Source organism: Streptomyces argenteolus (genome assembly GCF_042902585.1).
Classification (GTDB): Bacteria; Actinomycetota; Actinomycetes; order Streptomycetales; family Streptomycetaceae; genus Streptomyces; species Streptomyces argenteolus.
This window is the reverse complement of sequence record NZ_JBIBEG010000001.1, coordinates 1,099,468-1,121,470: the sequence shown is the minus strand read 5'-3', so window position 1 is coordinate 1,121,470 and position 22,003 is coordinate 1,099,468. Positions and strand designations below refer to the sequence as shown.

The 22,003-nt window shown below is 69.1% G+C and carries 21 protein-coding genes and 3 tRNA genes; 15 read left to right on the top strand and 9 right to left on the bottom strand.

Annotated elements, in window-relative coordinates:
• Nucleotides 1-175: 175 nt before the first annotated feature.
• From ACFY8O_RS05040 to ACFY8O_RS05015, 6 genes are all read right to left on the bottom strand, one after another.
• Entirely contained in the window at nt 176-670 is a 495-nt protein-coding gene (locus ACFY8O_RS05040) for a hypothetical protein (protein WP_387898889.1), read from the bottom strand.
• A 215-nt stretch (nt 671-885) separates the two neighbouring features.
• Nucleotides 886-1,575, bottom strand: a complete 690-nt coding sequence (locus ACFY8O_RS05035; protein WP_145804103.1) for a hypothetical protein — start codon at nt 1,573-1,575, stop codon at nt 886-888.
• Nucleotides 1,576-2,503: 928 nt separating this feature from the next.
• Nucleotides 2,504-3,700, bottom strand: coding sequence for an MFS transporter (locus ACFY8O_RS05030; protein WP_387898886.1), 1,197 nt, complete (start codon nt 3,698-3,700; stop codon nt 2,504-2,506).
• Nucleotides 3,701-3,841: 141 nt separating this feature from the next.
• Nucleotides 3,842-4,504: a DedA family protein gene (locus ACFY8O_RS05025; RefSeq protein WP_145804099.1), complete on the bottom strand. Its 663-nt coding sequence runs from the start codon at nt 4,502-4,504 to the stop codon at nt 3,842-3,844.
• Nucleotides 4,505-4,692: 188 nt separating this feature from the next.
• Nucleotides 4,693-5,349: an SDR family oxidoreductase gene (locus ACFY8O_RS05020; RefSeq protein ID WP_145804095.1), complete on the bottom strand. Its 657-nt coding sequence runs from the start codon at nt 5,347-5,349 to the stop codon at nt 4,693-4,695.
• 34 nt (nt 5,350-5,383) lie between these two features.
• Nucleotides 5,384-6,604: an amidohydrolase family protein gene (locus ACFY8O_RS05015; RefSeq protein WP_387898883.1), complete on the bottom strand. Its 1,221-nt coding sequence runs from the start codon at nt 6,602-6,604 to the stop codon at nt 5,384-5,386.
• A gap of 298 nt (nt 6,605-6,902) precedes the next feature.
• Between ACFY8O_RS05015 and ACFY8O_RS05010 the strand changes: the two genes are divergently transcribed.
• The 6 genes from ACFY8O_RS05010 to ACFY8O_RS04985 all read left to right on the top strand — a co-directional run bounded on the left by ACFY8O_RS05010 (nt 6,903) and on the right by ACFY8O_RS04985 (nt 9,545).
• A tRNA-Thr gene (locus ACFY8O_RS05010) sits at nt 6,903-6,975 on the top strand.
• 45 nt (nt 6,976-7,020) lie between these two features.
• Nucleotides 7,021-7,093 (top strand) — tRNA-Met (locus ACFY8O_RS05005).
• An 89-nt stretch (nt 7,094-7,182) separates the two neighbouring features.
• Nucleotides 7,183-7,347 (top strand): 50S ribosomal protein L33, encoded by a 165-nt coding sequence (rpmG, locus tag ACFY8O_RS05000; RefSeq protein WP_003956487.1) that lies wholly within the window; start codon nt 7,183-7,185, stop codon nt 7,345-7,347.
• A gap of 111 nt (nt 7,348-7,458) precedes the next feature.
• A complete protein-coding gene (locus ACFY8O_RS04995) occupies nt 7,459-7,911 on the top strand; it encodes an FAS1-like dehydratase domain-containing protein (RefSeq protein ID WP_387898880.1) in 453 nt (150 codons plus the stop codon).
• On the top strand, nt 7,911-8,339 hold the full coding sequence (locus tag ACFY8O_RS04990; RefSeq protein WP_387898877.1) for a MaoC family dehydratase: 429 nt from the start codon (nt 7,911-7,913) through the stop codon (nt 8,337-8,339). Before ACFY8O_RS04995 ends, ACFY8O_RS04990 begins: the two co-directional genes overlap by 1 nt.
• 150 nt (nt 8,340-8,489) lie before the next feature.
• Nucleotides 8,490-9,545, top strand: a complete 1,056-nt coding sequence (locus ACFY8O_RS04985; RefSeq protein WP_387898874.1) for a UDP-N-acetylmuramate dehydrogenase — start codon at nt 8,490-8,492, stop codon at nt 9,543-9,545.
• A 175-nt stretch (nt 9,546-9,720) separates the two neighbouring features.
• Here the strand turns inward: ACFY8O_RS04985 and ACFY8O_RS04980 are convergent, their stop codons facing one another.
• Nucleotides 9,721-10,356: an NAD(P)-dependent oxidoreductase gene (locus ACFY8O_RS04980; RefSeq protein WP_387898871.1), complete on the bottom strand. Its 636-nt coding sequence runs from the start codon at nt 10,354-10,356 to the stop codon at nt 9,721-9,723.
• Between the two features lie 90 nt (nt 10,357-10,446).
• On the opposite strand from ACFY8O_RS04980, the gene ACFY8O_RS04975 reads away from it, so the two are divergent.
• A complete protein-coding gene (locus tag ACFY8O_RS04975) occupies nt 10,447-11,028 on the top strand; it encodes a TetR/AcrR family transcriptional regulator (RefSeq protein ID WP_145804083.1) in 582 nt (193 codons plus the stop codon).
• Here the strand turns inward: ACFY8O_RS04975 and ACFY8O_RS04970 are convergent.
• Nucleotides 11,021-12,034, bottom strand: coding sequence for an adenosine deaminase (locus tag ACFY8O_RS04970; RefSeq protein WP_145804081.1), 1,014 nt, complete (start codon nt 12,032-12,034; stop codon nt 11,021-11,023). The genes ACFY8O_RS04975 and ACFY8O_RS04970 overlap by 8 nt on opposite strands.
• 119 nt (nt 12,035-12,153) lie before the next feature.
• Nucleotides 12,154-13,380 (bottom strand): pyridoxal phosphate-dependent aminotransferase, encoded by a 1,227-nt coding sequence (locus ACFY8O_RS04965; protein ID WP_145804079.1) that lies wholly within the window; start codon nt 13,378-13,380, stop codon nt 12,154-12,156.
• A gap of 213 nt (nt 13,381-13,593) precedes the next feature.
• On the opposite strand from ACFY8O_RS04965, the gene ACFY8O_RS04960 reads away from it, so the two are divergent.
• From ACFY8O_RS04960 to rpoB, 8 genes are all read left to right on the top strand, one after another.
• Nucleotides 13,594-13,666: transfer RNA gene (locus ACFY8O_RS04960), tRNA-Trp, on the top strand.
• A gap of 106 nt (nt 13,667-13,772) precedes the next feature.
• The gene (gene secE / locus ACFY8O_RS04955) at nt 13,773-14,060 is read left to right on the top strand and encodes a preprotein translocase subunit SecE (RefSeq protein WP_031096325.1); all 288 of its coding nucleotides are present in this window, start codon (nt 13,773-13,775) and stop codon (nt 14,058-14,060) included.
• A gap of 74 nt (nt 14,061-14,134) precedes the next feature.
• Complete coding sequence (nusG, locus tag ACFY8O_RS04950; protein ID WP_387898865.1) at nt 14,135-15,025, top strand: transcription termination/antitermination protein NusG; 891 nt, start codon at nt 14,135-14,137, stop codon at nt 15,023-15,025.
• 178 nt (nt 15,026-15,203) lie between these two features.
• A complete protein-coding gene (gene rplK, locus ACFY8O_RS04945) occupies nt 15,204-15,638 on the top strand; it encodes a 50S ribosomal protein L11 (RefSeq protein WP_010058817.1) in 435 nt (144 codons plus the stop codon).
• Nucleotides 15,639-15,720: 82 nt separating this feature from the next.
• The gene (rplA, locus tag ACFY8O_RS04940) at nt 15,721-16,443 is read left to right on the top strand and encodes a 50S ribosomal protein L1 (RefSeq protein ID WP_145804075.1); all 723 of its coding nucleotides are present in this window, start codon (nt 15,721-15,723) and stop codon (nt 16,441-16,443) included.
• 413 nt (nt 16,444-16,856) lie between these two features.
• Entirely contained in the window at nt 16,857-17,420 is a 564-nt protein-coding gene (gene rplJ, locus ACFY8O_RS04935; RefSeq protein ID WP_145804073.1) for a 50S ribosomal protein L10, read from the top strand.
• Between the two features lie 85 nt (nt 17,421-17,505).
• Nucleotides 17,506-17,889 carry a 50S ribosomal protein L7/L12 gene (rplL, locus tag ACFY8O_RS04930; protein ID WP_145804071.1) on the top strand — a complete coding sequence of 128 codons (384 nt, stop codon included), beginning with the start codon at nt 17,506-17,508 and terminating at the stop codon, nt 17,887-17,889.
• A gap of 612 nt (nt 17,890-18,501) precedes the next feature.
• A complete protein-coding gene (gene rpoB, locus ACFY8O_RS04925) occupies nt 18,502-21,987 on the top strand; it encodes a DNA-directed RNA polymerase subunit beta (RefSeq protein ID WP_145804069.1) in 3,486 nt (1,161 codons plus the stop codon).
• The last annotated feature ends 16 nt before the right edge of the window (nt 21,988-22,003 follow it).

The window sequence follows — 22,003 nt, the reverse complement described above, 5'->3', positions numbered from 1 at the left end:
TTTCCTGAAGGGCCCACCCCTGCTCGTACGGAACAGCCGTCCGTCAGGCGCGGTCCCCTGTGAGGTGATGCGCTCCCTGAGCAGCCGCACAAGGTGTGGGGGATGGGTACGGGGCGGGAGTCCCGGACCGCCCGTGCCTTTAGGTGGCGATCCTCGTGCGCCCGCCCATCGTTCCTCAGCCCTTACCGGCGCGGACGGAACCGTGCCTCGGCGTGAGAACGCCCCACCCCGTCTCGGGAAGGTGGCACTGCGCCCGACGGAGCGCCGTTGCCTCAGCCGGGCGCATGGCTGCGTAGTAGAGGCCCTCAAAGAACGCCTCAGGGTGCGCGCCTAGCGTCCCCTGCTCCCGGACACCCTTGAGAAGCGCTCGCACCTGACGTGGGTTGGCCACACTCTTCGGATCAAGTTCCTCCCCGGACTTCGGAGCGACCCACTTCACTGGGGTGAGCGGGTTCACGGGGGTGGTGAAGTAGCGCTCCTCCACGGCGAGCCCCGGCACATCACTCAGGCAGGCCCGCTTGTGCCGGGCGCTGACCGTGACATCGGCGGTCGACTGCTCGATTGGGCCGGAGGGCGGGCAGGCAAGGCGCGCGCTTTTTGGCTCCGCCTGGATGTCTGGACGGCGAACGTAGCCCTTCATCGCTATTACCTGCGTCACGGATTCGACCACGTCCGCACCGTCTTGAGGGGGTGGCAGTAGACGGCGGACCACGCGTCTTCCGGCTGGCTCGCTCATCGTAGGACCGGCCCCGACGGGTTCACGGGTTTAGAGATAATCCCGCCACCCTCGACCAAGGATGGTTGACGGTTCTGGTTGTCATTCGACGGCCGCCATCGCACCCTGGCTGAATAGCGGCTAGGGATCGAACCGGTGAGAGGCCTTGGCTAGCTCTTCGGGGCGAGCCACGCGAGAATCGCGACGACAAGTGCAATGAGTCCGGCGAGCCCACCGACCACCGTCCATAGAGCCTGCGCGCGTGGCGATGGGCTCCATCTCAACAGGCCGCTCGATCGCCAAGAGCGGGGTGCTTGTAGAAAGATGTACGCGCGGGGCGGCTTCACGAAGAATGCGAGTCGCCAATAAAATAGAGAAAGTAACGCCAAGCCGGTAATTTTGCCGCCCTCGTCGAAGCCGAAGAATGCGAGTCCCACAAGTGTGGCAAGCCCAAGTATCTCAGAAAGGGCTGGCATGATCGAAATCGCTAGAACGCGCGTTGCGGAAATCTTGTGCCCTCGCAGGACGGACAGCGTCGAGGTGAGGATCCTGTCTGCATCTTGAGCGTTGGCACTCTGGGCCGTCACATGAACGTCCCAATTTTTGATTCGGCGGAACCATCCCTCGAAAGATTGTAGTCGGCCGATGCCATGAGGGGTTCCGAATTCCACTGTGACTATATCCGGTTGTGCGCTGGTCTGCGTTTCAAGCTTTACTTGAAGGTAATGAAGTTCCTTTAGGTCGGGTGCCTGGGTTGTCAGGTCCGCCACAGTGGATGCGGTAACCCGAACGGACCCAGAGCGCGAATGGCCGACAAAGCTCATCGTCATGTTAGGGAAATTAGCTTGGAGTGCGGTCATGGCTGTGGCGAGTCTATTCGGTCTCGGGGCCGAAAAAGGAACCCGGCTTCTTCTGATTTCGGTGCGCAAAATTTACCCTTGTCTGGATGCTAGCTATATCGGGCACGAGCATCCCATGCCTACGCCTCTACGGGGACAGAGTCAGAAGAACTCGCAGGCAACCCATGAGCCTGAGTCCTGCCCGGGAGTCGCGCCATCGAGAGCAGACTCTGGTTCGGAGTGTCGGAGCCGGGGATTGCGGCGGGTTGGTACTCGAGGGCCAGGTGTTTGAAGCCTGCGGGTGAGCAGCTCCTCCACTGAACTGGATCGGTTTGTAGAACTTGCCCGATAGAGGTGGGGCCTAGAACTGCACCTAGCCGTGGAGCACCGACGAGGAGACCGCCATCGCCATCTCCTGCATCCACCGAAGGGGACTCGTGAGGCGGCCAGCGAGTAGACGGAGGTGTCCACCGAGTGCCCCCGGCAGAGGACCGCGAGCGGAACTCCGCAGGTCGCGGATGGTCAACGGAGCCACCTGCAAATCTGCCGGCTCAGCCTCCCCAGATTCGAACCCTGGCGCCGCCACAGGACGGGAAACCCCGTCCGACCTGCTTAAACCACAGGTCGGGCGGGGTTTTCGCGTAGGTGCGTGCGGTCAGCCGTCGAACCGTACGACCAGGGAAACAGGGAAAACGTGCCGCCGGACGGCCCCGAGCGAAGGCGTCAGGACCCCGACCAGGCCAAGGGCAAGAGCGAGAAGACGCAGCGCGACGGGCTACCGGACCGGCAGAGGCCGTGAAGCGCCGTTCGGGCTCACGGTCCGTACCGGTCCGCACCACAGGTCTCGTCTCGACACCGGGAACGCGACGACGACGAACGGAACGGCATCCCCAGGAGCGCGAGGCCTCAGGGCCCTTCGCGAGGACCGCCCGGCGCCGGCGCGGACCGGTCACACGCGCACCCCGCCCGGACGCCGCAGCAGGTAGACACCCGCGCACGCGACCAGGACCGCCATGCAGGCGATGAAGACCAGCCCGGCGTCCTGGAGGCCGATGTGGCCCGACAGGATGCCCACGCCGATCACCGGCAGCGAGATGCCCGTGTAGGCCACCACGAACAGCGAGGAGATGACCGCGGCCCGGTGGTCCGCCGGTGACGCCGCGGCGACCTGGGCCAAGGCGGCCCGGAACGCCAGGCCCTGGCCCGCGCCTCCCAGGAGCGCGCTCAGCACCACCAGGGGCAGCAGGTGCCACCACAGCGCGCAGGCGAGCAGCGTCAGCCCGCCGAGGAGACCTGCGCACCCCAGGGGCAGTGAGCGCGCCTCGCCCATCCGGCCGACGGCCGCCTGCCCGGCGATCGAGGCGAAGAAGGCCAGCGCGACGATCAGCCCGCTCACGGCGTGGTTGTCCACGTCCAGGAACTGGGCCAGGAAGGCCGGGCTGACCGACGTGAACACCCCGAACAGGGCGAACCCCACGAAGGAGGCGAGGGCCGCCGGCCCGAACACCGCCCGGACCTTGGGCGGCAGCCCCGGCCGCTGGGGCCGCACGGTGCTCAGGGGCCGCCTCCTGGACACGGTCTCCGGCAACCCGAGGAGGAGGGCCGCCGAAGCGGCCAGCAGCACGAGGTGCCCGACGAACGGCAGACGCAGTGGCCAGGGGGCGTACTGCGCGAGGAGCCCGGCGAGCAGCGGCCCGCAACCGAGCCCGCCCATGTTGGCCGCCGTCGCCACGAGCGAGGCCCTGGGCGAGCCCTTTCCCGGGGCCAGTTCCATCACGTACGCGGTGGCCGCCCCGGTGAACAGCCCGGCGGACAGGCCCGAGAGCAGCCGTCCCGCGAAGAGCCAGCCCAGTGCGGTGGCACCGAGGAAGCAGACCGCGCTCGCCGCCGCGCACCCCAGGCCCACGAGAAGCACGGGCCGTCTGCCCACGGCGTCGGACGCGTTGCCCGCCAGGAGCAGCACCCCGATGACCCCGAAGGCGTAGACGGCGTACACGACGGTCACCGTCAGCTCGGAGAAGCCGAGTTCGTCCTGGTAGAGGCTGTAGAGCGGGGTCGGAAGGGTGGTCCCGGCCATGCACACCGCGAACACCGCCCCGCTGACGTAGCAGGGGAGCCAACCTCGGCGTGCAAGGCCACCGTCCATGCCGCCGACGCTATCCCGCGGATGCCCCGGGAGACCGGAACGCCTCGCACCGCGAGTGCTTGAGGTGGCCGGAGCCGCGTCGGGCCACCCCGTCGCGCGGCCAGGGAGTACGCCGCCCCAGGGCGCCCGGGGAACGGGCCGTCAACTGCGGCGGTGCCGTGCCCGCTTGCCGCCGCGCACGCGCAGGACCACGTACGTCACGAGGGCGACGGCCGCGAGCGCGAGCACGGCTTTGGAGGCGAGCCCGACGTAGGTCCCCACCGTCTCCCACCGGTCGCCGAGCCAGTAACCGGCCATCACCAGCACCGAGTTCCAGATCAGGCTGCCGAGCGTGGTCAGCGTGACGAAGACGTGCAGGGGCATGCGTTCCACCCCGGCGGGGACGGAGATGAGGCTGCGGAAGACCGGCACCATGCGGCCGAAGAAGACCGCCTTGGTGCCGTGCTTGGCGAACCACTCCTCCGTACGCACGAGATCGGAGGCCTTCACCAGCGGCAGCTTCCCCCAGAGGGCGTGCATCCGGTCGCGGCCGAACATCACCCCGATCCAGTAGAGGGCCAGGGCGCCCACGACCGAGCCCAGCGTGGTCCAGAAGAGCGCCGAGGGCAGGCTGAGCACGCCCTGCCCGGCGGCGAACCCGGTCAGCGGCAGGATCACTTCGCTCGGCAGGGGCGGGAAGAGGTTCTCCAGCGCGATGGCCAGGCCGGCGCCGGGGCCGCCCAAGGTCTCCACGAGACCGGTCGCCCAGCCGGCTATGCCGCCTGTGGGCGCTTCCTGCGACTGAGCCGAGTACGTGAGCTGCATAGGGGGTCTCCAAGCCGGCGGTCGGTCGTCGGGCCGGCGCCCCGATCACCTTCAGGCCAGGAAATCGCAGCGCCGCAGCGCATGAGGGGACGGCACCGCCGCCCGCGCCGAGCCCGGCACCGCCGTCCGCGCCCGCCCCGTCCCCACGTCTCGGGACGTCGACAGCGGACAACGGGCGGCGCCCGGCCTCAGTTCCCCGCGATGTCCTTCACCGCCACCGCCACCGGCTTGCTCCCGCTGATCAGCTCCAGGGTGAGACCCGCCGTCGCCGGGGTGTCCAGCAGCTCCACGAGGGTCGCCGCCACGTCGTCCCGGGGGACCGGGCCGCGGCCCGTCGACGCGGCCAGCAGGACCTGGCCGGTACCGGCGTCGTTCGTGAGCATGCCGGGGCGCAGGATCGTCCAGTCCAGGCCGCTCCGGGAACGTACGTCCGCGTCCGCCTCGCCCTTGGCCCGCTGGTAGACGTCGAAGACCTCGTCGCCCCGGTGGTCGGGGTCGGCGCCCATCGAGGACACCACGACGTAGCGCCGCACTCCGGCCCGCTCCGCCGCGTCCGCGAAGAGGACGGCCGCCCCGCGGTCCACCGTGTCCTTGCGCGCCGAACCGCTGTTCGGGCCCGCGCCCGCCGCGAAGACCGCCGCGTCCGCCCCTCGCAGCAGCTCCGCGACCTCGTCGACGGACGCCGATTCGAGGTCGAGGACGGCGGGTTCGGCGCCGGCGGCCCGGAGGTCGTCGACCTGCTGCGGGTTGCGGATGACGCCCACCGCTTCGTCACCGCGTGCGGCGAGCAACCGCTCCAGCCGCAGCGCGATCTGACCATGTCCACCTGCAATGACAATGCGCATGCTTCCGACCGTACGCCGGACGGCGCGCTCGTGCTCAAGGCCCGCCGCCGGGACCGCAGTCGGCTCGGCCCTGGCGGGGGAGCTCCAGGGCGTCGGTGCCCGAGTCGCAGTACTCGCGCACGGCGCTGGTCCGCGCGACGACCCTGCCCCGGTGCAGCACGATCCTGCTGTAGGCGAGCGAGAGCGCCCCGGCCAGCCGCTCACCCCGCACCGCGAGCAGCTCGGCGGGGAAGCCGGCCTCGATGCGCACCTCGGGCAGGTCCAGGGCGGCCCTGGCGGTGGCGGAGACGGCCTCGTAGGCCTCCTGCGGGGAGAGGCCCTGCTGCGAGGCGAGCAGATAGGCGGCCTCCAGCGGGTCGCCGCGGCCGACCGGGTTGGCCTCGTCCCGCAGGGCCCCACTGCCCGCCGCCACCCGCACCCCGGAGGCGCGCAGCAGACGCACCGGCGGGGTGCCCCGGAGCCGGGCACCACGACAGCGGCCCTGAGGAAGGCAGACCAGGGTCACCGAGGCCGCGGCGAGCCGGTCGGCGATGCGGGCCGCCTCGTCCTCCGGAAGCCGTGAGAGGCCCGCGCAGGGGCCGAGACGGACGGCGGCGCCGGCGTCCCGGGCCATGGTGGCGAGCCGCACGAGGAGGGCGGGGTCGTCACCGTCCGTGTGGAGATCGACGGGCAGGCCTCGGGCCGCGGCGAGCTCCAGGACGGCTTCGGCGCAGCCGGCGGGGTCGGGGTCCGGATCGGGGCGGCCTCCGATCGCGTCCGCGCCCATGTCCACCGCGTCGCGGAGGGCGGCGAGACCTTCGGCGCCCGCGGCACCGGTCAGAGGGCCGGGCACGGCGGCGACGGTGGACAGCTCGGTGAGGCCCCGCAGGGAACCGCGGGCCTCCAGGACGGCTTCGAGGGAGCCGAGGCCCCGCACCCCGCCCACGCCCACGTGGGTGCGCAGCGCGGTCGCGCCCTGGCTCAGCTGGAGCAGCGCGGCCTCCATGGTGCGGCGCCGTACCTCCTCGGGCCGGTGGGACGCCGGGTGCCCCTCGGCTCCGGTGAGCGCCGTGCCGGCGTGGGCGTGGGGCTCGGCGGGGGCGGGCAGCAGCAGGTGGCCCCGCAGGTCCAGGCGGGTGCCCCGGGTGGTGAGGCTGCCGGCCGTGCCGACGGCCTCGATCAGCGGGCCGTCGATCCGCACGTCGACGGAGCGCCCGTCCGCCAGCCGGGCCCCGTGGAGCAGGAGCGCGTCCGGGCCGCCGGGGCTGTCTGGCATAACGCCGCTCCTGTGAGGAATTCAAGATCACGTGAGAGAGGGCCGAGCCTAGGCGGGGCACCGGACGGATCCGAGGAGGGCGGATTAGTCGTACGAAAGTGGCCCCGCCGGAACCCGCGCGGGGAGGGGGTCGCGGGAGGGCCGGGAGGCGCGCGGCCCGGGCGGCGAACGGGCTGATCAAGGGCCTGATCAGGGGGTCGTCCACCGGCGTGGCGGAGGGCCGGGGGAGGGGCCGCGTGAGGGCCCGGGAAACGGATTTGGGCGATCGGCGAGAGACCGTGTAATGTCTTCCTCGCTCGCCCCAATAGCTCAGTCGGTAGAGCGTCTCCATGGTAAGGAGAAGGTCTGCGGTTCGATTCCGCATTGGGGCTCTGGTGATCGGGTGACCCCGCTTCGGCGGGGAAACTCGGCATCAAAGCGGTGTAGCTCAGTCGGTAGAGCAAGCGGCTCATAATCGCTGTGTCACCGGTTCAAGTCCGGTCACCGCTACTAACGGTAGCCGATTGTGGGGTCGGTCCTTCGATCGGCTACTCTTTTTTGCGTTCATCCGTCCATCCGTCCGTCCAAGGAGCACTCACGTGGCTGCCACCGACGTCCGCCCGAAGATCACGCTGGCCTGCGTGGAGTGCAAGGAGCGGAACTACATCACCAAGAAGAACCGGCGTAACAACCCGGACCGTCTTGAGATGAAGAAGCACTGCCCGCGCTGCAACTCGCACACTGCGCACCGCGAAACGCGCTGAAAACAGGCTCGTACACGAGGCCGTCCCCACTGGGGGCGGCCTCGTGTCGTTGTATGGGGGCCGGGGTGATTACCCGCCCTATTCGACTCTTGATCAGGAGGTAGCGGGCCCATGGCGCTCGACCAGTCCTTCGTGGGGCGGACCTATCCGCCCACCCCGGCGTACGAGGTCGGCCGGGAGAAGATCCGGGAGTTCGCGGAAGCGGTGGGTGACACCAATCCCGCGTACGTGGACCAGGAGGCCGCCAAGGCCCTCGGGTATCCGGATGTGATCGCTCCGCCCACGTTCGTGTTCGCCATCACCTTCAAGGCCGGTGGCCAGGTGGTGGAGGACCCGCAGCTGGGCCTGGACTACAGCCGCGTGGTCCACGGTGACCAGAAGTTCGCCTACACCCGCCCGGTGCGCGCGGGTGACCGGCTCGCGGTCACGGTGACCATCGACGCGATCAAGTCGCTGGCGGGCAACGACATCGTGGACATCCGCGGTGAGGTGCACGACGAGTCCGGTGAGCACGTGGTGACCACGTGGATGAAGCTGGTGGCGCGGGCCGCCGAGGAGGCGTGATGACGGCGGGCATTGCTTACGACGCGGTCGAGGTCGGTACGGAGCTGCCTGCGCAGTCGTTCCCGGTGAGCCGGGCGGCGCTGGTGCAGTACGCGGGTGCTTCCGGGGACTTCAACCCGATCCACTGGAACGAGAAGTTCGCGCGCGAGGTCGGTCTGCCGGACGTGATCGCGCACGGCATGTTCACGATGGCCGAGGCGATCCGCGTGGTCACGGACTGGGCCGGCGACCCGGGCGCGGTCGTCGAGTACGGCGTGCGCTTCACCAAGCCGGTCGTCGTGCCGAACGACAACACCGGCGCGCTGATCGAGGTCGGCGGCAAGGTCGCCGCCAAGCTGGACGACAACCTCGTGCGGGTCGACCTCACGGCGATGAGCGACGGCAAGAAGGTGCTGGGCATGTCCCGCGCCGTCGTGCGCCTGGCCTGAGGCGCGCGGGCGCGCCGCGTACAGGGCGGCGGCCACGCACGTACAGGACGGCGCGAAGGGCGTTCTCCCGGGCACTTCCCGGGAGGGCGCCCTTCGCGCCGTCCGTGGCCCCGCCGACCGGGAAGGGCCACGGACCGTACTCTTGTCCCCGTGCAGGAACTCCACGACGCCCCCCTCGCCCCCCTGACCACCTTCCGGCTCGGCGGCCCGGCCAACCGCCTCCTGACGGCCACCACGGACGCCGAGGTGGTCGCCGCCGTACGCGAGGCCGACGACAGCGGCACCCCGCTCCTGGTCATCGGCGGCGGCTCCAACCTGGTCATCGGCGACAAGGGCTTCGACGGCACCGCCCTGCGCATCGCGACCGAGGGTTTCGACCTGGCCGGTACGACGCTCGAACTGGCCGCAGGCGAGGTCTGGACCGACGCCGTGGCGCGTACGGTCGAGGCGGGGCTGGCCGGCATCGAGTGCCTGGCCGGGATTCCCGGGTCCGCCGGGGCCACCCCGATCCAGAACGTCGGCGCGTACGGCCAGGAGGTCTCCTCCGTCATCACCGAGGTGGTCGCCTACGACCGTCACACCCGGGAGACGGTCACCCTCTCGAACGAGGCCTGCGCGTTCTCGTACCGCCACAGCCGTTTCAAGGCCGAACCCGACCGCTTCGTGGTGCTCCGTGTCCGGTTCGCGCTGGAGGACGCCGGCGGGCAGTCCGCGCCCCTGCGCTATCCGGAGACAGCCCGCGCCATGGGCGTCGAGCAGGGTGACCGGGTGCCGGCCGCGGCGGCCCGTGAGACGGTGCTGCGCCTGCGGGCCGGCAAGGGCATGGTGCTCGACCCGGAGGACCACGACACCTGGTCGGCCGGCTCCTTCTTCACCAACCCGATCCTCGACGAGGCCGCGCACGCCGCCTTCCTCGCCCGTGCCAGGGAACGGCTGGGCGCGGACGTCACGCCCCCGGCCTTCCCCGCAGGCGAGGGCGCGGTCAAGACCTCGGCCGCATGGCTCATCGACAAGGCCGGTTTCACCAAGGGGTACGGCACGGGCCCCGCCCGCATCTCCACCAAGCACACGCTCGCCCTCACCAACAGGGGCGACGCGACCACCGAGGACCTGCTCGCCCTGGCCCGTGAGGTCGTGGCCGGGGTCCACGAGGCCTTCGGCGTCACGCTCGTCAACGAGCCGGTGACGGTCGGCGTCAGCCTGTAGCGGAGCCTGTCCGGCCGATACAGCCGGCCGGGCCTCTCCGGCCGAACGGCAGGCCGCCCGTGAGCCGGGCCTGCCCGGCCGGCACGACCCGGCCGCCCGCGGCCGAGTCCCCCGGCGCCCCGCCCGGCGCGGCGAGGAGGGCCCGGTCCCCGGCGGGCGGCGGCACCCGGGGCCTTCAGTAGGCGACGCCCACGCCCTGTTTCACCGCGGCCGGCTCGTCGATCAGCGCCAGCATCGCGTGCGCCACGTCCGCCCGCGCGATGGACCGGCCGCTGCGCGGGGTGCCGCCCACGACCGTCCGGTACCGCCCTGTCAGGGGGCCGTCGGTCAGCTTCGGGGGGCGCACCGACGTCCAGTCCGTCGCGCCGGCCGCCAGCGCCGCCTCCATCCGGGTCAGATCGGCGTACACCTCCTTGAGGACCGCGCCGATCACCGAGCGGACCGCCCGGTCCAGCAGGGGCTCGTCCGCCGGTACCGGACCGACCGGGGCGGCGCTCACCACCAGCAGCCGCCGGGTCCCCTCCGCCTCCATCGCCGCCTGTACCCGCCTGGTGAGCCGCTCCGCCACGTCACCGGCCTTCCGGCCCCGGGTTCCGAGGCCGGAGAGCACGGCGTCCCGGCCCGCGACCGCCGCCCGCACGGCCGCTTCGTCGTCCAGCCGCACGACCCCGTCGGGCGCGGCGGACCGGAGGCCCTCGGGGAGCCGCGCGGGATCGCGCACCACCGCCGTTACCTGGTGTCCCGACGTGCGTGCCTGCCGCACGATCTCCTGGCCGACGGCCCCGGTCGCTCCGAACACGGTGAGTCTCATGGCGCATGCCCCTTCACGGGTGGGTGAGTGTTCACTTACCACTAGGGTGAGTGGGTACTCACCAAGGCGTCAAGGCTTGTTGGAGCATGCATGGAAAAGAAGCCGGCCCGCGTCCGCATCGTCGACGCGGCCCACGAGCTCATGCTCGGCATCGGCCTCGCGCGGGTGACGACGAAGGAGATCGCGAGGGCCGCCGGGTGTTCGGAGGCGGCGCTCTACAAGTACTTCAGGAGCAAGGAGGAGCTCTTCGTGACGGTGCTCGGCGAGCGGATGCCCAGGCTGGGGCCGCTCCTCGGCGATCTCGTACCGGGGGAGGGGGACCTGGAGCGGAATCTCACCGAGGTCGCGCGCCAGGCGACGCTCTTCTACCAGCAGACGTTCCCGGTGCTCGCCTCCCTGTACGCCGAGCCCCGGCTCAAGCGCCGCCACGACGAGGCCATGCGCGAGATGGGCACCGGCCCCCACAAGCCGATCGAGGGCCTCGACGCCTATCTGCGCGCCGAACAGCGGGCGGGCAGGGTCAGGGCCGACGCCGACACCCACGCCGCCGCCTCGCTGCTCCTGGGAGCCTGCTCCCAGCGCGCGTTCGCCTACGAGGCGGGCGGTGAGCCCCGGTCGCCGGACGACTTCGCGGCTTCCCTCGCGCGCACCCTGCTGGGCGGGATCAGCTAGCGAGCCAGGCGTCGACCCCGGCCAGCAGCTTCTCCCGCACCTCGGCCGGCGCCACCGACCCGCGCACGGACTGCCGGGCCAGCTCGGCCAGTTCCTCGTCGGTGAAGCCGTGATGACGGCGTACGAGGTCGTACTGCGCGGCGAGGCGGGAACCGAAGAGCAGCGGGTCGTCCGCGCCCAGAGCCATCGGCACGCCCGCGTCGAACAGCGTGCGCAGGGGCACGTCGGCGGGCTTCTCGTAGACGCCGAGCGCCACGTTGGACGCCGGGCAGACCTCGCACGTCACGCCCCGCTCCGCCAGCCTGCGCAGCAGCCGCGGGTCCTCGGCCGCCCGTACGCCGTGCCCGACACGGGACGCGTCGAGGTCGTCCAGGCAGTCCCGGACGCTGGAGGGGCCGGCGAGCTCCCCGCCGTGCGGTGCGGCGATCAGGCCGCCCTCACGGGCGATGGCGAAGGCCCGGTCGAAGTCGCGGGCCATCCCCCGGCGCTCGTCGTTGGAGAGCCCGAAACCGATGACGCCCTGGTCGGCGTAGCGCACGGCGAGCCGGGCCAGGGTGCGGGCGTCCAGCGGGTGCTTCATGCGGTTCGCCGCGATCACCACCCGTATCCCCAGACCGGTGTCGCGGGCCGCGCTGTTCACGGCGTCCAGGATGATCTCGATGGCCGGGATGAGCCCGCCGAGCAGCGGGGCGTACGAGGTCGGGTCGACCTGGATCTCCAGCCACCCCGAGCCGTCCGCGACGTCCTCCATGGCCGTCTCGCGCACCAGGCGCTGGATGTCCTCGGGGGCGCGGAGGCAGGACCGGGCGATGTCGTAGAGGCGCTGGAAGCGGAACCAGCCGCGCTCGTCGGTGGCCCGCAGCTTGGGCGGTTCACCGCCGGTCAGCGCCTCGGGCAGGCGCACGCCGTACTTGTCCGCCAGTTCGAGCAGGGTCGTGGGCCGCATCGACCCGGTGAAGTGCAGATGCAGATGGGCCTTGGGCAACAGCCGTACGTCACGCTCCATTGAAGGATCTTGCCGCACCCGGGGGGTGCGGCGGTACCCGGATCCCCTTGTGAGTTACCCCTCGAACAGAAAAGTGGCCCCCGGCCGGAGCCGGGAGCCACCTCGATCCATCGAGCGGATCAGTCGCGGGCCTCGCCCAGCAGCTTCTGGATGCGGGAGACACCCTCGACGAGGTCGTCGTCGCCCAGGGCGTAGGAGAGCCGCAGGTAGCCGGGCGTACCGAAGGCCTCGCCGGGCACGACGGCGACCTCGGCCTCGTCCAGGATGAGGGCGGCCAGCTCGACGGAGTCCGCCGGGCGCCTGCCACGGATCTCCTTGCCGAGCAGACCCTTCACCGACGGGTACGCGTAGAAGGCCCCCTCCGGCTCGGGGCAGAACACGCCGTTGATCTCGTTGAGCATGTGCACGATGGTCTTGCGGCGCCGGTCGAAGGCGGTCCGCATCTCGGCCACCGCGTCCAGCGAACCGGAGACGGCGGCCAGCGCGGCGGCCTGCGCGACGTTGCTGACGTTGGAGGTGGCGTGCGACTGCAGGTTGGTCGCGGCCTTCACGACGTCCTTCGGGCCGATGATCCAGCCCACGCGCCAGCCGGTCATGGCGTAGGTCTTGGCGACGCCGTTGACGACGATGCACTTGTCACGCAGCTCGGGCACCACGGCCGGGAGCGAGGCAGCCGCCGCGCCGCCGTAGACCAGGTGCTCGTAGATCTCGTCCGTCATCACCCAGAGACCGTGCTCGACGGCCCAGCGGCCGATCGCCTCGGTCTCGGCCTCGCTGTACACGGCGCCGGTCGGGTTGGACGGCGACACGAACAGGACGACCTTCGTGCGCTCGGTGCGCGCCGCCTCCAGCTGCTCGACCGAGACCCGGTAGCCCGTGGTCTCGTCAGCCACGACCTCGACCGGGACCCCGCCGGCGAGACGGATCGACTCCGGGTAGGTCGTCCAGTAGGGGGCCGGGACGATGACCTCGTCGCCCGGGTCGAGGATCGCCGCGAACGCCTCGTAGATGGCCTGCTTGCCGCCGTTGGTCACCAGGACCTGGGAGGCGTCGATCTCGTAGCCCGAGTCGCGCAGCGTCTTCGCCACGATGGCGGACTTGAGCTCGGGAAGCCCGCCCGCCGGGGTGTAGCGGTGGTACTTCGGGTTTCGGCACGCCTCGACGGCGGCCTCCACGATGTAACCAGGGGTCGGGAAGTCGGGCTCGCCGGCGCCGAAGCCGATCACCGGACGCCCGGCGGCCTTCAGGGCCTTGGCCTTGGCGTCGACGGCGAGGGTGGCGGACTCGGAGATCGCACCGATGCGGGCCGAGACCCGGCGCTCGGACGGAGAAGTTGCAGCGCTCATGCCCCCCATGCTCGCAGACCGGAAAAGCCGTCGGCACAGGGGTTTCAGGGACCGGACAGCACTCGGACAGCATGCGGACAGGACCGGTCGGTTGTTGTCTGTTCGACGCGGCGCCGCTGAACACGTACACTCACCTGTCGTTGGCCTTCATCAGCCGCACCGTTTTCCATCCGGCCCACCGGAGAAGATGCGGTAGGTTGGTGGAAACCACAAAGGGTCGTAGCTCAATTGGTAGAGCACTGGTCTCCAAAACCAGCGGTTGGGGGTTCAAGTCCCTCCGGCCCTGCTACACACTCCTTCGCCAGGATGTGTGCGCATGTACGTACTTCAATGCACCGCCGTGCGGCTCCACCGGGCGCGGCACGGCCACGACCCGGAATCAGGTGAGTAGCGTGACGGACGCCGTGGGCTCCATCGACATGCCTGATGCCGAGGACGAAGCCCCCGAGTCGAAGAAGAAGACCCGGAAGGGCGGCAAGCGCGGAAAGAAGGGCCCTCTGGGCCGTCTCGCGCTTTTCTACCGCCAGATCGTCGCCGAGCTCCGCAAGGTCGTATGGCCCACGCGCAGCCAGCTGTCGACCTACACGGCCGTGGTGATCGTGTTCGTGGTCGTCATGATCGGTCTCGTCACCGTGATTGACTTCGGATTTGCGCGGGTCATCAAGTACGTCTTCGGCTGATCCCCGCGGAGGGCGCCTCATCGGCGCCCCTTTCGCATGTTCCACCCATATGTATCCAGGAAGAAGCAGCCATCGTGTCTGACCCGAACCTGAACGACGACGCCGAGCCCACGGCGAGCGCCGTCGAGTCCGCCGAGGACGAGCTCGACATCGTCGAGGCGTCGGATGGCGTGGACCCGGACCAGGTCGAAGCTGCTGACGCCGCCGCCGGCGAGCCCGCCGAGCAGGACGCCGTGAACGTCGAGTCGGACGAGACCGAAGAGGCCGAAGAGGCCGCCGACCGCGACGAGGACGCGTCCGAGGAGGACGACGAGGACGCCGAGGAGGCTGCCGAGCCGGCCGCCCCCGTGGACGCCGTCGCCGCCCTGCGCGAGGAACTGCGTGGCCTTCCCGGCGAGTGGTACGTCATCCACACGTACGCCGGTTACGAGAAGCGTGTGAAGGCCAACCTGGAGCAGCGCGCCGTCTCGCTCAACGTCGAGGACTTCATCTACCAGGCCGAGGTGCCCGAGGAAGAGATCGTCCAGATCAAGAACGGCGAGCGGAAGAACGTCCGTCAGAACAAGCTCCCGGGTTACGTCCTGGTGCGCATGGACCTGACGAACGAGTCCTGGGGCGTCGTCCGCAACACGCCCGGCGTCACCGGCTTCGTGGGCAACGCCTACGATCCGTACCCGCTGACCCTGGACGAGATCGTCAAGATGCTCGCTCCCGAGGCCGAGGAGAAGGCGGCCCGCGAGGCGGCCGAGGCCGAGGGCAAGCCGGCTCCCGCCCGCAAGGTCGAGGTCCAGGTGCTGGACTTCGAGGTGGGCGACTCGGTCACCGTCACCGACGGCCCGTTCGCGACCCTTCAGGCGACGATCAACGAGATCAACGCCGACTCGAAGAAGGTCAAGGGCCTCGTCGAGATCTTCGGTCGCGAGACCCCGGTCGAGCTCAGCTTCGACCAGATCCAGAAGAACTGACGGGCTCACCGCCAGCTTCTGGACACATGCCTACCGAGCAGGTCAGACCGGCTTCGCAGCTGGTCTGACCTGCTCGGTTTTTGGTCGCGCAGCTATACCCGTTATCGTTGTGCGGTATGCCTCCATCCGGATGACCGGAATGGCGGCGAAACACTCTCACTAGGACCCGGAGAGAGCAATGCCTCCCAAGAAGAAGAAGGTCACGGGGCTTATCAAGCTCCAGATCAACGCCGGTGCGGCCAACCCGGCGCCGCCGGTCGGTCCCGCACTGGGCCAGCACGGCGTCAACATCATGGAGTTCTGCAAGGCCTACAACGCCGCGACCGAGTCGCAGCGTGGCATGGTCGTGCCGGTGGAGATCACGGTCTACGAGGACCGCTCCTTCACCTTCATCACGAAGACTCCGCCGGCCGCCAAGCTGATCCTCAAGGCCGCGGGTGTGGACAAGGGCTCCGGCGAGCCGCACAAGACCAAGGTCGCCAAGCTGACGGCTGCCCAGGTCCGCGAGATCGCCACGACCAAGCTGCCCGACCTGAACGCCAACGACCTCGACGCCGCGTCGAAGATCATCGCTGGCACCGCCCGTTCCATGGGCATCACGGTCGAAGGCTGAGTCAGCCCCGTAGCCCCTCAGTGGTAGGACCAAGCGCTGGTCCGCACCACGACTCCACACTCTGAACACCACAGGAGTAGATGTGAAGCGCAGCAAGAACCTCCGCGCTGCGGACGCCAAGGTCGACCGGGAGCGTACGTACGCCCCCCTCGAGGCCGTCCGTCTCGCCAAGGACACCGCCACCACGAAGTTCGACGGCACCGTTGAGGTCGCCTTCTGCCTGGGTGTCGACCCTCGCAAGGCCGACCAGATGGTCCGTGGCACCGTGAACCTCCCGCACGGCACCGGCAAGACCGCCCGGGTCCTGGTCTTCGCGACCGGTGACCGTGCTGCGGCCGCGGAAGCCGCGGGCGCCGACATCGTCGGCGCCGACGAGCTCATCGACGAGGTGGCGAAGGGCCGTCTGGACTTCGACGCCGTCGTCGCCACGCCGGACCTCATGGGCAAGGTCGGCCGCCTGGGCCGCGTGCTCGGTCCGCGTGGTCTGATGCCGAACCCGAAGACCGGCACCGTCACCCCCGATGTCGTCAAGGCTGTCAACGACATCAAGGGCGGAAAGATCGAGTTCCGCGTCGACAAGCACTCGAACCTGCACTTCATCATCGGCAAGACCTCTTTCGATGACACCAAGCTGGTCGAGAACTACGGCGCGGCGCTGGAGGAGATCCTCCGTCTGAAGCCGTCCGCCGCGAAGGGTCGCTTCATCAAGAAGGCGACCATGAGCACGACGATGGGCCCCGGCATCCCGCTGGACGCCAACCGCGTGCGCAACCTCCTCGTCGAGGAGGACCCGGCCGCCGTCTGAGCCCCCGTGCTCACCCGGTAGCCGACGTCACGGCATGGGACGGGCCCCGCAGCCTCTTGGGAGGCAGCGGGGCCCGTCCTCGTACGTTCCGCAGCGACCGCCCTCGTGTGCGGGCCGAGCGGCGTGAGCGGCCCCTAAACCTCTCGCACCGGTCGAACCGGGACGGATTTGCTCCGAACGGCCCCGGTCGCGTACTCTCCTGAAGAAGCCAAAGACCGCTGGTCGTTGCCGTGCCCTCGTCAGAGGAAGCGGTGACCGAAGGATCCGTCGAGAACGGGCGACCTGCGCAGGTGACTGTGGAAAGCTCCCGGATCTCATTCGGTCGAGCTACGCCCTGGCGCCTGCGCCGGGGCGTTTCGTCTTTACCGGCCCCTTCTGAGCGGTCCTCATCACCCGGAAGGAGGCCGACGCTCATGGCAAGGCCCGACAAGGCTGCCGCGGTAGCCGAGCTGACGGACCAGTTCCGCAGCTCGAACGCCGCCGTGCTGACCGAGTACCGGGGTCTCACCGTGGCACAGCTCAAGGAGCTGCGCCGTTCGCTCGGTGAGAACGCCCAGTACGCCGTGGTGAAGAACACGCTGACCAAGATTGCGGCCAACGAGGCCGGGATCGACACGCTGGACGACCTGTTCTCGGGTCCGACGGCGGTTGCCTTCGTCACCGGTGACCCGGTGGAGTCGGCGAAGGGTCTTCGTGACTTCGCCAAGGACAACCCCAACCTCATCATCAAGGGCGGTGTCCTTGACGGTAAGGCGCTGTCCGCCGATGAGATCAAGAAGCTCGCGGACCTCGAGTCCCGCGAGGTTCTGCTCGCCAAGCTGGCCGGCGCCATGAAGGGCAAGCAGACTCAGGCTGCGCAGCTCTTCCAGGCTCTGCCGTCGAAGTTCGTCCGCACCGCGGAAGCGCTTCGCGCCAAGAGGGCCGAGCAGGGCGGTGCCGGTACGCCGGCTCCCGCCGACGCCGAGGTGGCGGAGTAACACTCCGCCCCACGGCTCGCAGCGGGCCCGTACGCCCGCCGACATATACATCCGGCACCTGCCGAATTAGTGGAAGGACGCCATCATGGCGAAGCTCAGCCAGGAAGACCTGCTCGCTCAGTTCGAGGAGCTCACCCTCATCGAGCTCTCCGAGTTCGTGAAGGCCTTCGAGGAGAAGTTCGACGTCACCGCCGCCGCCGCGGTCGCCGTTGCCGGTCCCGCGGGCCCGGGCGCCCCGGCCGAGGCCGAGGCCGAGCAGGACGAGTTCGACGTCATCCTCACCGCCGCCGGTGACAAGAAGATCCAGGTCATCAAGGTCGTGCGTGAGCTGACCTCCCTGGGCCTCAAGGAGGCCAAGGACCTCGTGGACGGCGCCCCGAAGCCCGTCCTCGAGAAGGTCGCCAAGGACGCCGCCGACAAGGCCGCCGAGTCCCTCAAGGGCGCCGGCGCCTCCGTCGAGGTCAAGTGACCCTGCGAGTCCTCTGACTCCTCAGGACCCTCCCTGCCGTGAGGCGGGGATGTCACATCGCAAAGGGCGATCACCCATCCGGGTGGTCGCCCTTTGGCGTGCCCCCCAGGGCTGCCTTGAACTTCCGTCCGCGGCGAGTAGGGTGATCTTCGCCGTGCGTTTCTCCGGGGCGCGCAGAGGGCAGTCAACAAGCGTCCTCCGGACGCAGGTGAAGATCGCCGGGGCGTCCACCGGGACCTCGGGGCCTTGACGAACCGCACGAGGCGCGCAATTCTCAGGACGCGTCATCATCTCGATCCGCATCCGAGGCATGGATCGAGAGCGAAGAGGGCAGTAAAGAAGAGCGCACACCGCGCGAGGGCTATCCATAGGTGTTGAGAACAGCTGTTGAGAGCAACGTGGGTCTCTGAGAACCCCGACTGGACATCAGTGTGGCGTTTGGCTACACTGACCCTTTGCGCTGCCTGTTAGCTGCCTCCTGCCCGTCACCAGGGGCATGCCCACGCCCAGCACCGATGACCGAATATTCCCTGACCTTGGGTTTTCTGTCTCTGTGTGCGGCATGGGGCCGGTACGCGCGTAGTGAGTCCGAGCCCTCGGAAGGACCCCCTCTTGGCCGCCTCGCGCAACGCCTCGACCTCGAATACGAACAACGGTGCCAGCACCGCCCCGCTGCGCATCTCTTTTGCAAAGATCAAGGAGCCCCTCGAGGTTCCGAACCTCCTCGCGCTGCAGACCGAGAGCTTTGACTGGCTCCTCGGCAATGCCGCCTGGAAGGCTCGCGTCGAGGCTGCTCTGGACAGTGGACAAGACGTTCCCACCAAGTCCGGCCTGGAGGAGATCTTCGAGGAGATCTCGCCGATCGAGGACTTCTCCGGGTCGATGTCGCTGACGTTCCGCGACCACCGCTTCGAGCCCCCGAAGAACTCGATCGACGAGTGCAAGGAGCGCGACTTCACGTTCGCCGCGCCGCTCTTCGTCACGGCCGAGTTCACCAACAACGAGACCGGCGAGATCAAGTCCCAGACGGTCTTCATGGGCGACTTCCCGCTCATGACCAACAAGGGCACCTTCGTCATCAACGGCACCGAGCGTGTCGTCGTGTCGCAGCTCGTCCGCTCGCCGGGCGTCTACTTCGACTCCTCCATCGACAAGACGTCCGACAAGGACATCTTCTCCGCCAAGATCATCCCGTCCCGGGGTGCCTGGCTGGAGATGGAGATCGACAAGCGCGACATGGTCGGTGTCCGTATCGACCGCAAGCGCAAGCAGTCCGTCACCGTCCTCCTGAAGGCTCTCGGCTGGACCACCGAGCAGATCCTCGAGGAGTTCGGCGAGTACGAGTCCATGCGCGCCACCCTGGAGAAGGACCACACCCAGGGCCAGGACGACGCGCTGCTCGACATCTACCGCAAGCTGCGCCCGGGCGAGCCGCCCACGCGCGAGGCCGCTCAGACGCTGCTCGAGAACCTCTACTTCAACCCGAAGCGCTACGACCTCGCGAAGGTCGGCCGCTACAAGGTGAACAAGAAGCTCGGCGCCGACGAGCCGCTCGACGCCGGTGTCCTCACCAGCGACGACATCATCGCGACCATCAAGTACCTGGTGAAGCTGCACGCCGGTGAGCTCGAGACCGTCGGTGAGTCCGGCCGGACGATCGTCGTCGAGACCGACGACATCGACCACTTCGGCAACCGTCGCCTGCGTAACGTCGGCGAGCTCATCCAGAACCAGGTCCGTACGGGTCTCGCCCGTATGGAGCGTGTCGTGCGTGAGCGCATGACCACCCAGGACGTCGAGGCGATCACGCCGCAGACCCTGATCAACATCCGGCCGGTCGTCGCCTCCATCAAGGAGTTCTTCGGCACCAGCCAGCTGTCGCAGTTCATGGACCAGAACAACCCGCTGTCGGGTCTGACCCACAAGCGCCGTCTGTCGGCGCTGGGCCCGGGTGGTCTGTCCCGTGAGCGCGCCGGCTTCGAGGTCCGTGACGTGCACCCGTCCCACTACGGACGCATGTGCCCGATCGAGACCCCTGAAGGCCCGAACATCGGTCTGATCGGTTCGCTCGCCTCGTACGGCCGCGTCAACGCGTTCGGCTTCATCGAGACGCCGTACCGCAAGGTCGTCGACGGCCAGGTCACCGACGAGGTCGACTACATCACCGCCGACGAGGAAGACCGCTTCGTGATCGCCCAGGCGAACGCGACGCTCTCCGAGGACATGCGCTTCACGGAGCCGCGCGTCCTGGTCCGCCGTCGTGGCGGAGAGGTCGACTACATCCCCGGTGACGACGTCGACTACATGGACGTCTCGCCGCGCCAGATGGTGTCCGTCGCCACCGCGATGATCCCGTTCCTGGAGCACGACGACGCCAACCGTGCCCTCATGGGCGCGAACATGATGCGCCAGGCCGTCCCGCTCATCAAGAGCGAGGCGCCGCTCGTCGGCACCGGCATGGAGTACCGCTGCGCCACCGACGCCGGTGACGTCCTGAAGGCCGAGAAGGACGGTGTGGTCCAGGAGGTCTCCGCGGACTACGTCACCGTCACCAACGACGACGGCACGTACACCACGTACCGCATCGCCAAGTTCTCGCGCTCCAACCAGGGCACCTCGGTCAACCAGAAGGTCGTCGTCTCCGAGGGCGACCGGGTCATCGAGGGCCAGGTCCTCGCCGACGGGCCGGCCACCGAGAACGGTGAGATGGCGCTCGGCAAGAACCTGCTCGTGGCGTTCATGCCGTGGGAGGGTCACAACTACGAGGACGCGATCATCCTGTCGCAGCGCCTCGTGCAGGACGACGTCCTCTCCTCGATCCACATCGAGGAGCACGAGGTCGACGCCCGTGACACCAAGCTCGGCCCGGAGGAGATCACCCGGGACATCCCGAACGTCTCCGAAGAGGTCCTCGCCGACCTCGACGAGCGCGGCATCATCCGCATCGGTGCCGAGGTCGTCGCCGGCGACATCCTCGTCGGCAAGGTCACGCCCAAGGGTGAGACCGAGCTGACCCCGGAGGAGCGCCTGCTCCGCGCGATCTTCGGTGAGAAGGCGCGCGAGGTGCGTGACACCTCGCTGAAGGTCCCGCACGGCGAGATCGGCAAGGTCATCGGCGTCCGCGTCTTCGACCGCGAAGAGGGCGACGAGCTGCCGCCGGGCGTGAACCAGCTGGTCCGCGTCTACGTCGCGCAGAAGCGCAAGATCACCGATGGTGACAAGCTCGCCGGCCGTCACGGCAACAAGGGCGTCATCTCGAAGATCCTCCCGATCGAGGACATGCCGTTCCTGGAGGACGGCACCCCGGTCGACATCATCCTCAACCCGCTGGGTGTCCCGTCCCGAATGAACCCGGGACAGGTCCTGGAGATCCACCTCGGCTGGCTCGCCAGCCGCGGATGGGACGTCTCCGGCCTCGGTGACGAGTGGGCCCAGCGCCTGCAGGCCATCGGCGCAGACCAGGTCGCGCCCGGCACCAACGTCGCCACCCCCGTCTTCGACGGTGCGCGCGAGGACGAGATCTCCGGTCTCTTCGGAGCCACGATCCCGAACCGCGACGGCGACCGGCTGGTCCAGCCCTCCGGCAAGGCCCAGCTGTTCGACGGCCGCTCCGGCGAGCCGTTCCCGGACCCGGTCTCGGTCGGGTTCATGTACATCCTCAAGCTGCACCACCTGGTCGACGACAAGCTCCACGCGCGCTCGACCGGCCCGTACTCCATGATCACGCAGCAGCCGCTGGGTGGTAAGGCGCAGTTCGGTGGGCAGCGATTCGGTGAGATGGAGGTGTGGGCCCTTGAGGCTTACGGCGCCGCATACGCCCTCCAGGAACTGCTGACGATCAAGTCCGACGACGTCACCGGCCGCGTGAAGGTCTACGAGGCGATCGTCAAGGGCGAGAACATCCCCGAGCCGGGCATTCCCGAGTCCTTCAAGGTGCTCATCAAGGAAATGCAGTCGCTCTGCCTCAACGTGGAGGTGCTGTCCTCGGACGGCATGTCCATCGAGATGCGCGACACGGACGAGGACGTCTTCCGCGCGGCGGAGGAGCTCGGTATCGACCTGTCCCGGCGCGAGCCGAGCAGCGTCGAAGAGGTCTGACGGGTTGCCCGGCCGG

Excerpts from the sequence above, each read along its gene's own strand:
- rplL (WP_145804071.1), top strand. The coding sequence starts at position 17,506 with ATGGCGAAGCTCAGCCAGGAAGACCTGCTCGCTCAGTTCGAGGAGCTC.
- ACFY8O_RS05035 (WP_145804103.1), bottom strand. The coding sequence starts at position 1,575 with ATGACCGCACTCCAAGCTAATTTCCCTAACATGACGATGAGCTTTGTC.
- ACFY8O_RS05020 (WP_145804095.1), bottom strand. The coding sequence starts at position 5,349 with ATGCGCATTGTCATTGCAGGTGGACATGGTCAGATCGCGCTGCGGCTG.
- ACFY8O_RS04975 (WP_145804083.1), top strand. The coding sequence starts at position 10,447 with ATGGAAAAGAAGCCGGCCCGCGTCCGCATCGTCGACGCGGCCCACGAG.
- ACFY8O_RS05030 (WP_387898886.1), bottom strand. The coding sequence starts at position 3,700 with ATGGACGGTGGCCTTGCACGCCGAGGTTGGCTCCCCTGCTACGTCAGC.
- ACFY8O_RS04995 (WP_387898880.1), top strand. The coding sequence starts at position 7,459 with ATGGCGCTCGACCAGTCCTTCGTGGGGCGGACCTATCCGCCCACCCCG.
- ACFY8O_RS05025 (WP_145804099.1), bottom strand. The coding sequence starts at position 4,504 with ATGCAGCTCACGTACTCGGCTCAGTCGCAGGAAGCGCCCACAGGCGGC.
- ACFY8O_RS05015 (WP_387898883.1), bottom strand. The coding sequence starts at position 6,604 with ATGCCAGACAGCCCCGGCGGCCCGGACGCGCTCCTGCTCCACGGGGCC.
- rplJ (WP_145804073.1), top strand. The coding sequence starts at position 16,857 with ATGGCAAGGCCCGACAAGGCTGCCGCGGTAGCCGAGCTGACGGACCAG.
- rplK (WP_010058817.1), top strand. The coding sequence starts at position 15,204 with ATGCCTCCCAAGAAGAAGAAGGTCACGGGGCTTATCAAGCTCCAGATC.
- ACFY8O_RS04980 (WP_387898871.1), bottom strand. The coding sequence starts at position 10,356 with ATGAGACTCACCGTGTTCGGAGCGACCGGGGCCGTCGGCCAGGAGATC.
- ACFY8O_RS04970 (WP_145804081.1), bottom strand. The coding sequence starts at position 12,034 with ATGGAGCGTGACGTACGGCTGTTGCCCAAGGCCCATCTGCATCTGCAC.
- ACFY8O_RS04990 (WP_387898877.1), top strand. The coding sequence starts at position 7,911 with ATGACGGCGGGCATTGCTTACGACGCGGTCGAGGTCGGTACGGAGCTG.
- ACFY8O_RS04965 (WP_145804079.1), bottom strand. The coding sequence starts at position 13,380 with ATGAGCGCTGCAACTTCTCCGTCCGAGCGCCGGGTCTCGGCCCGCATC.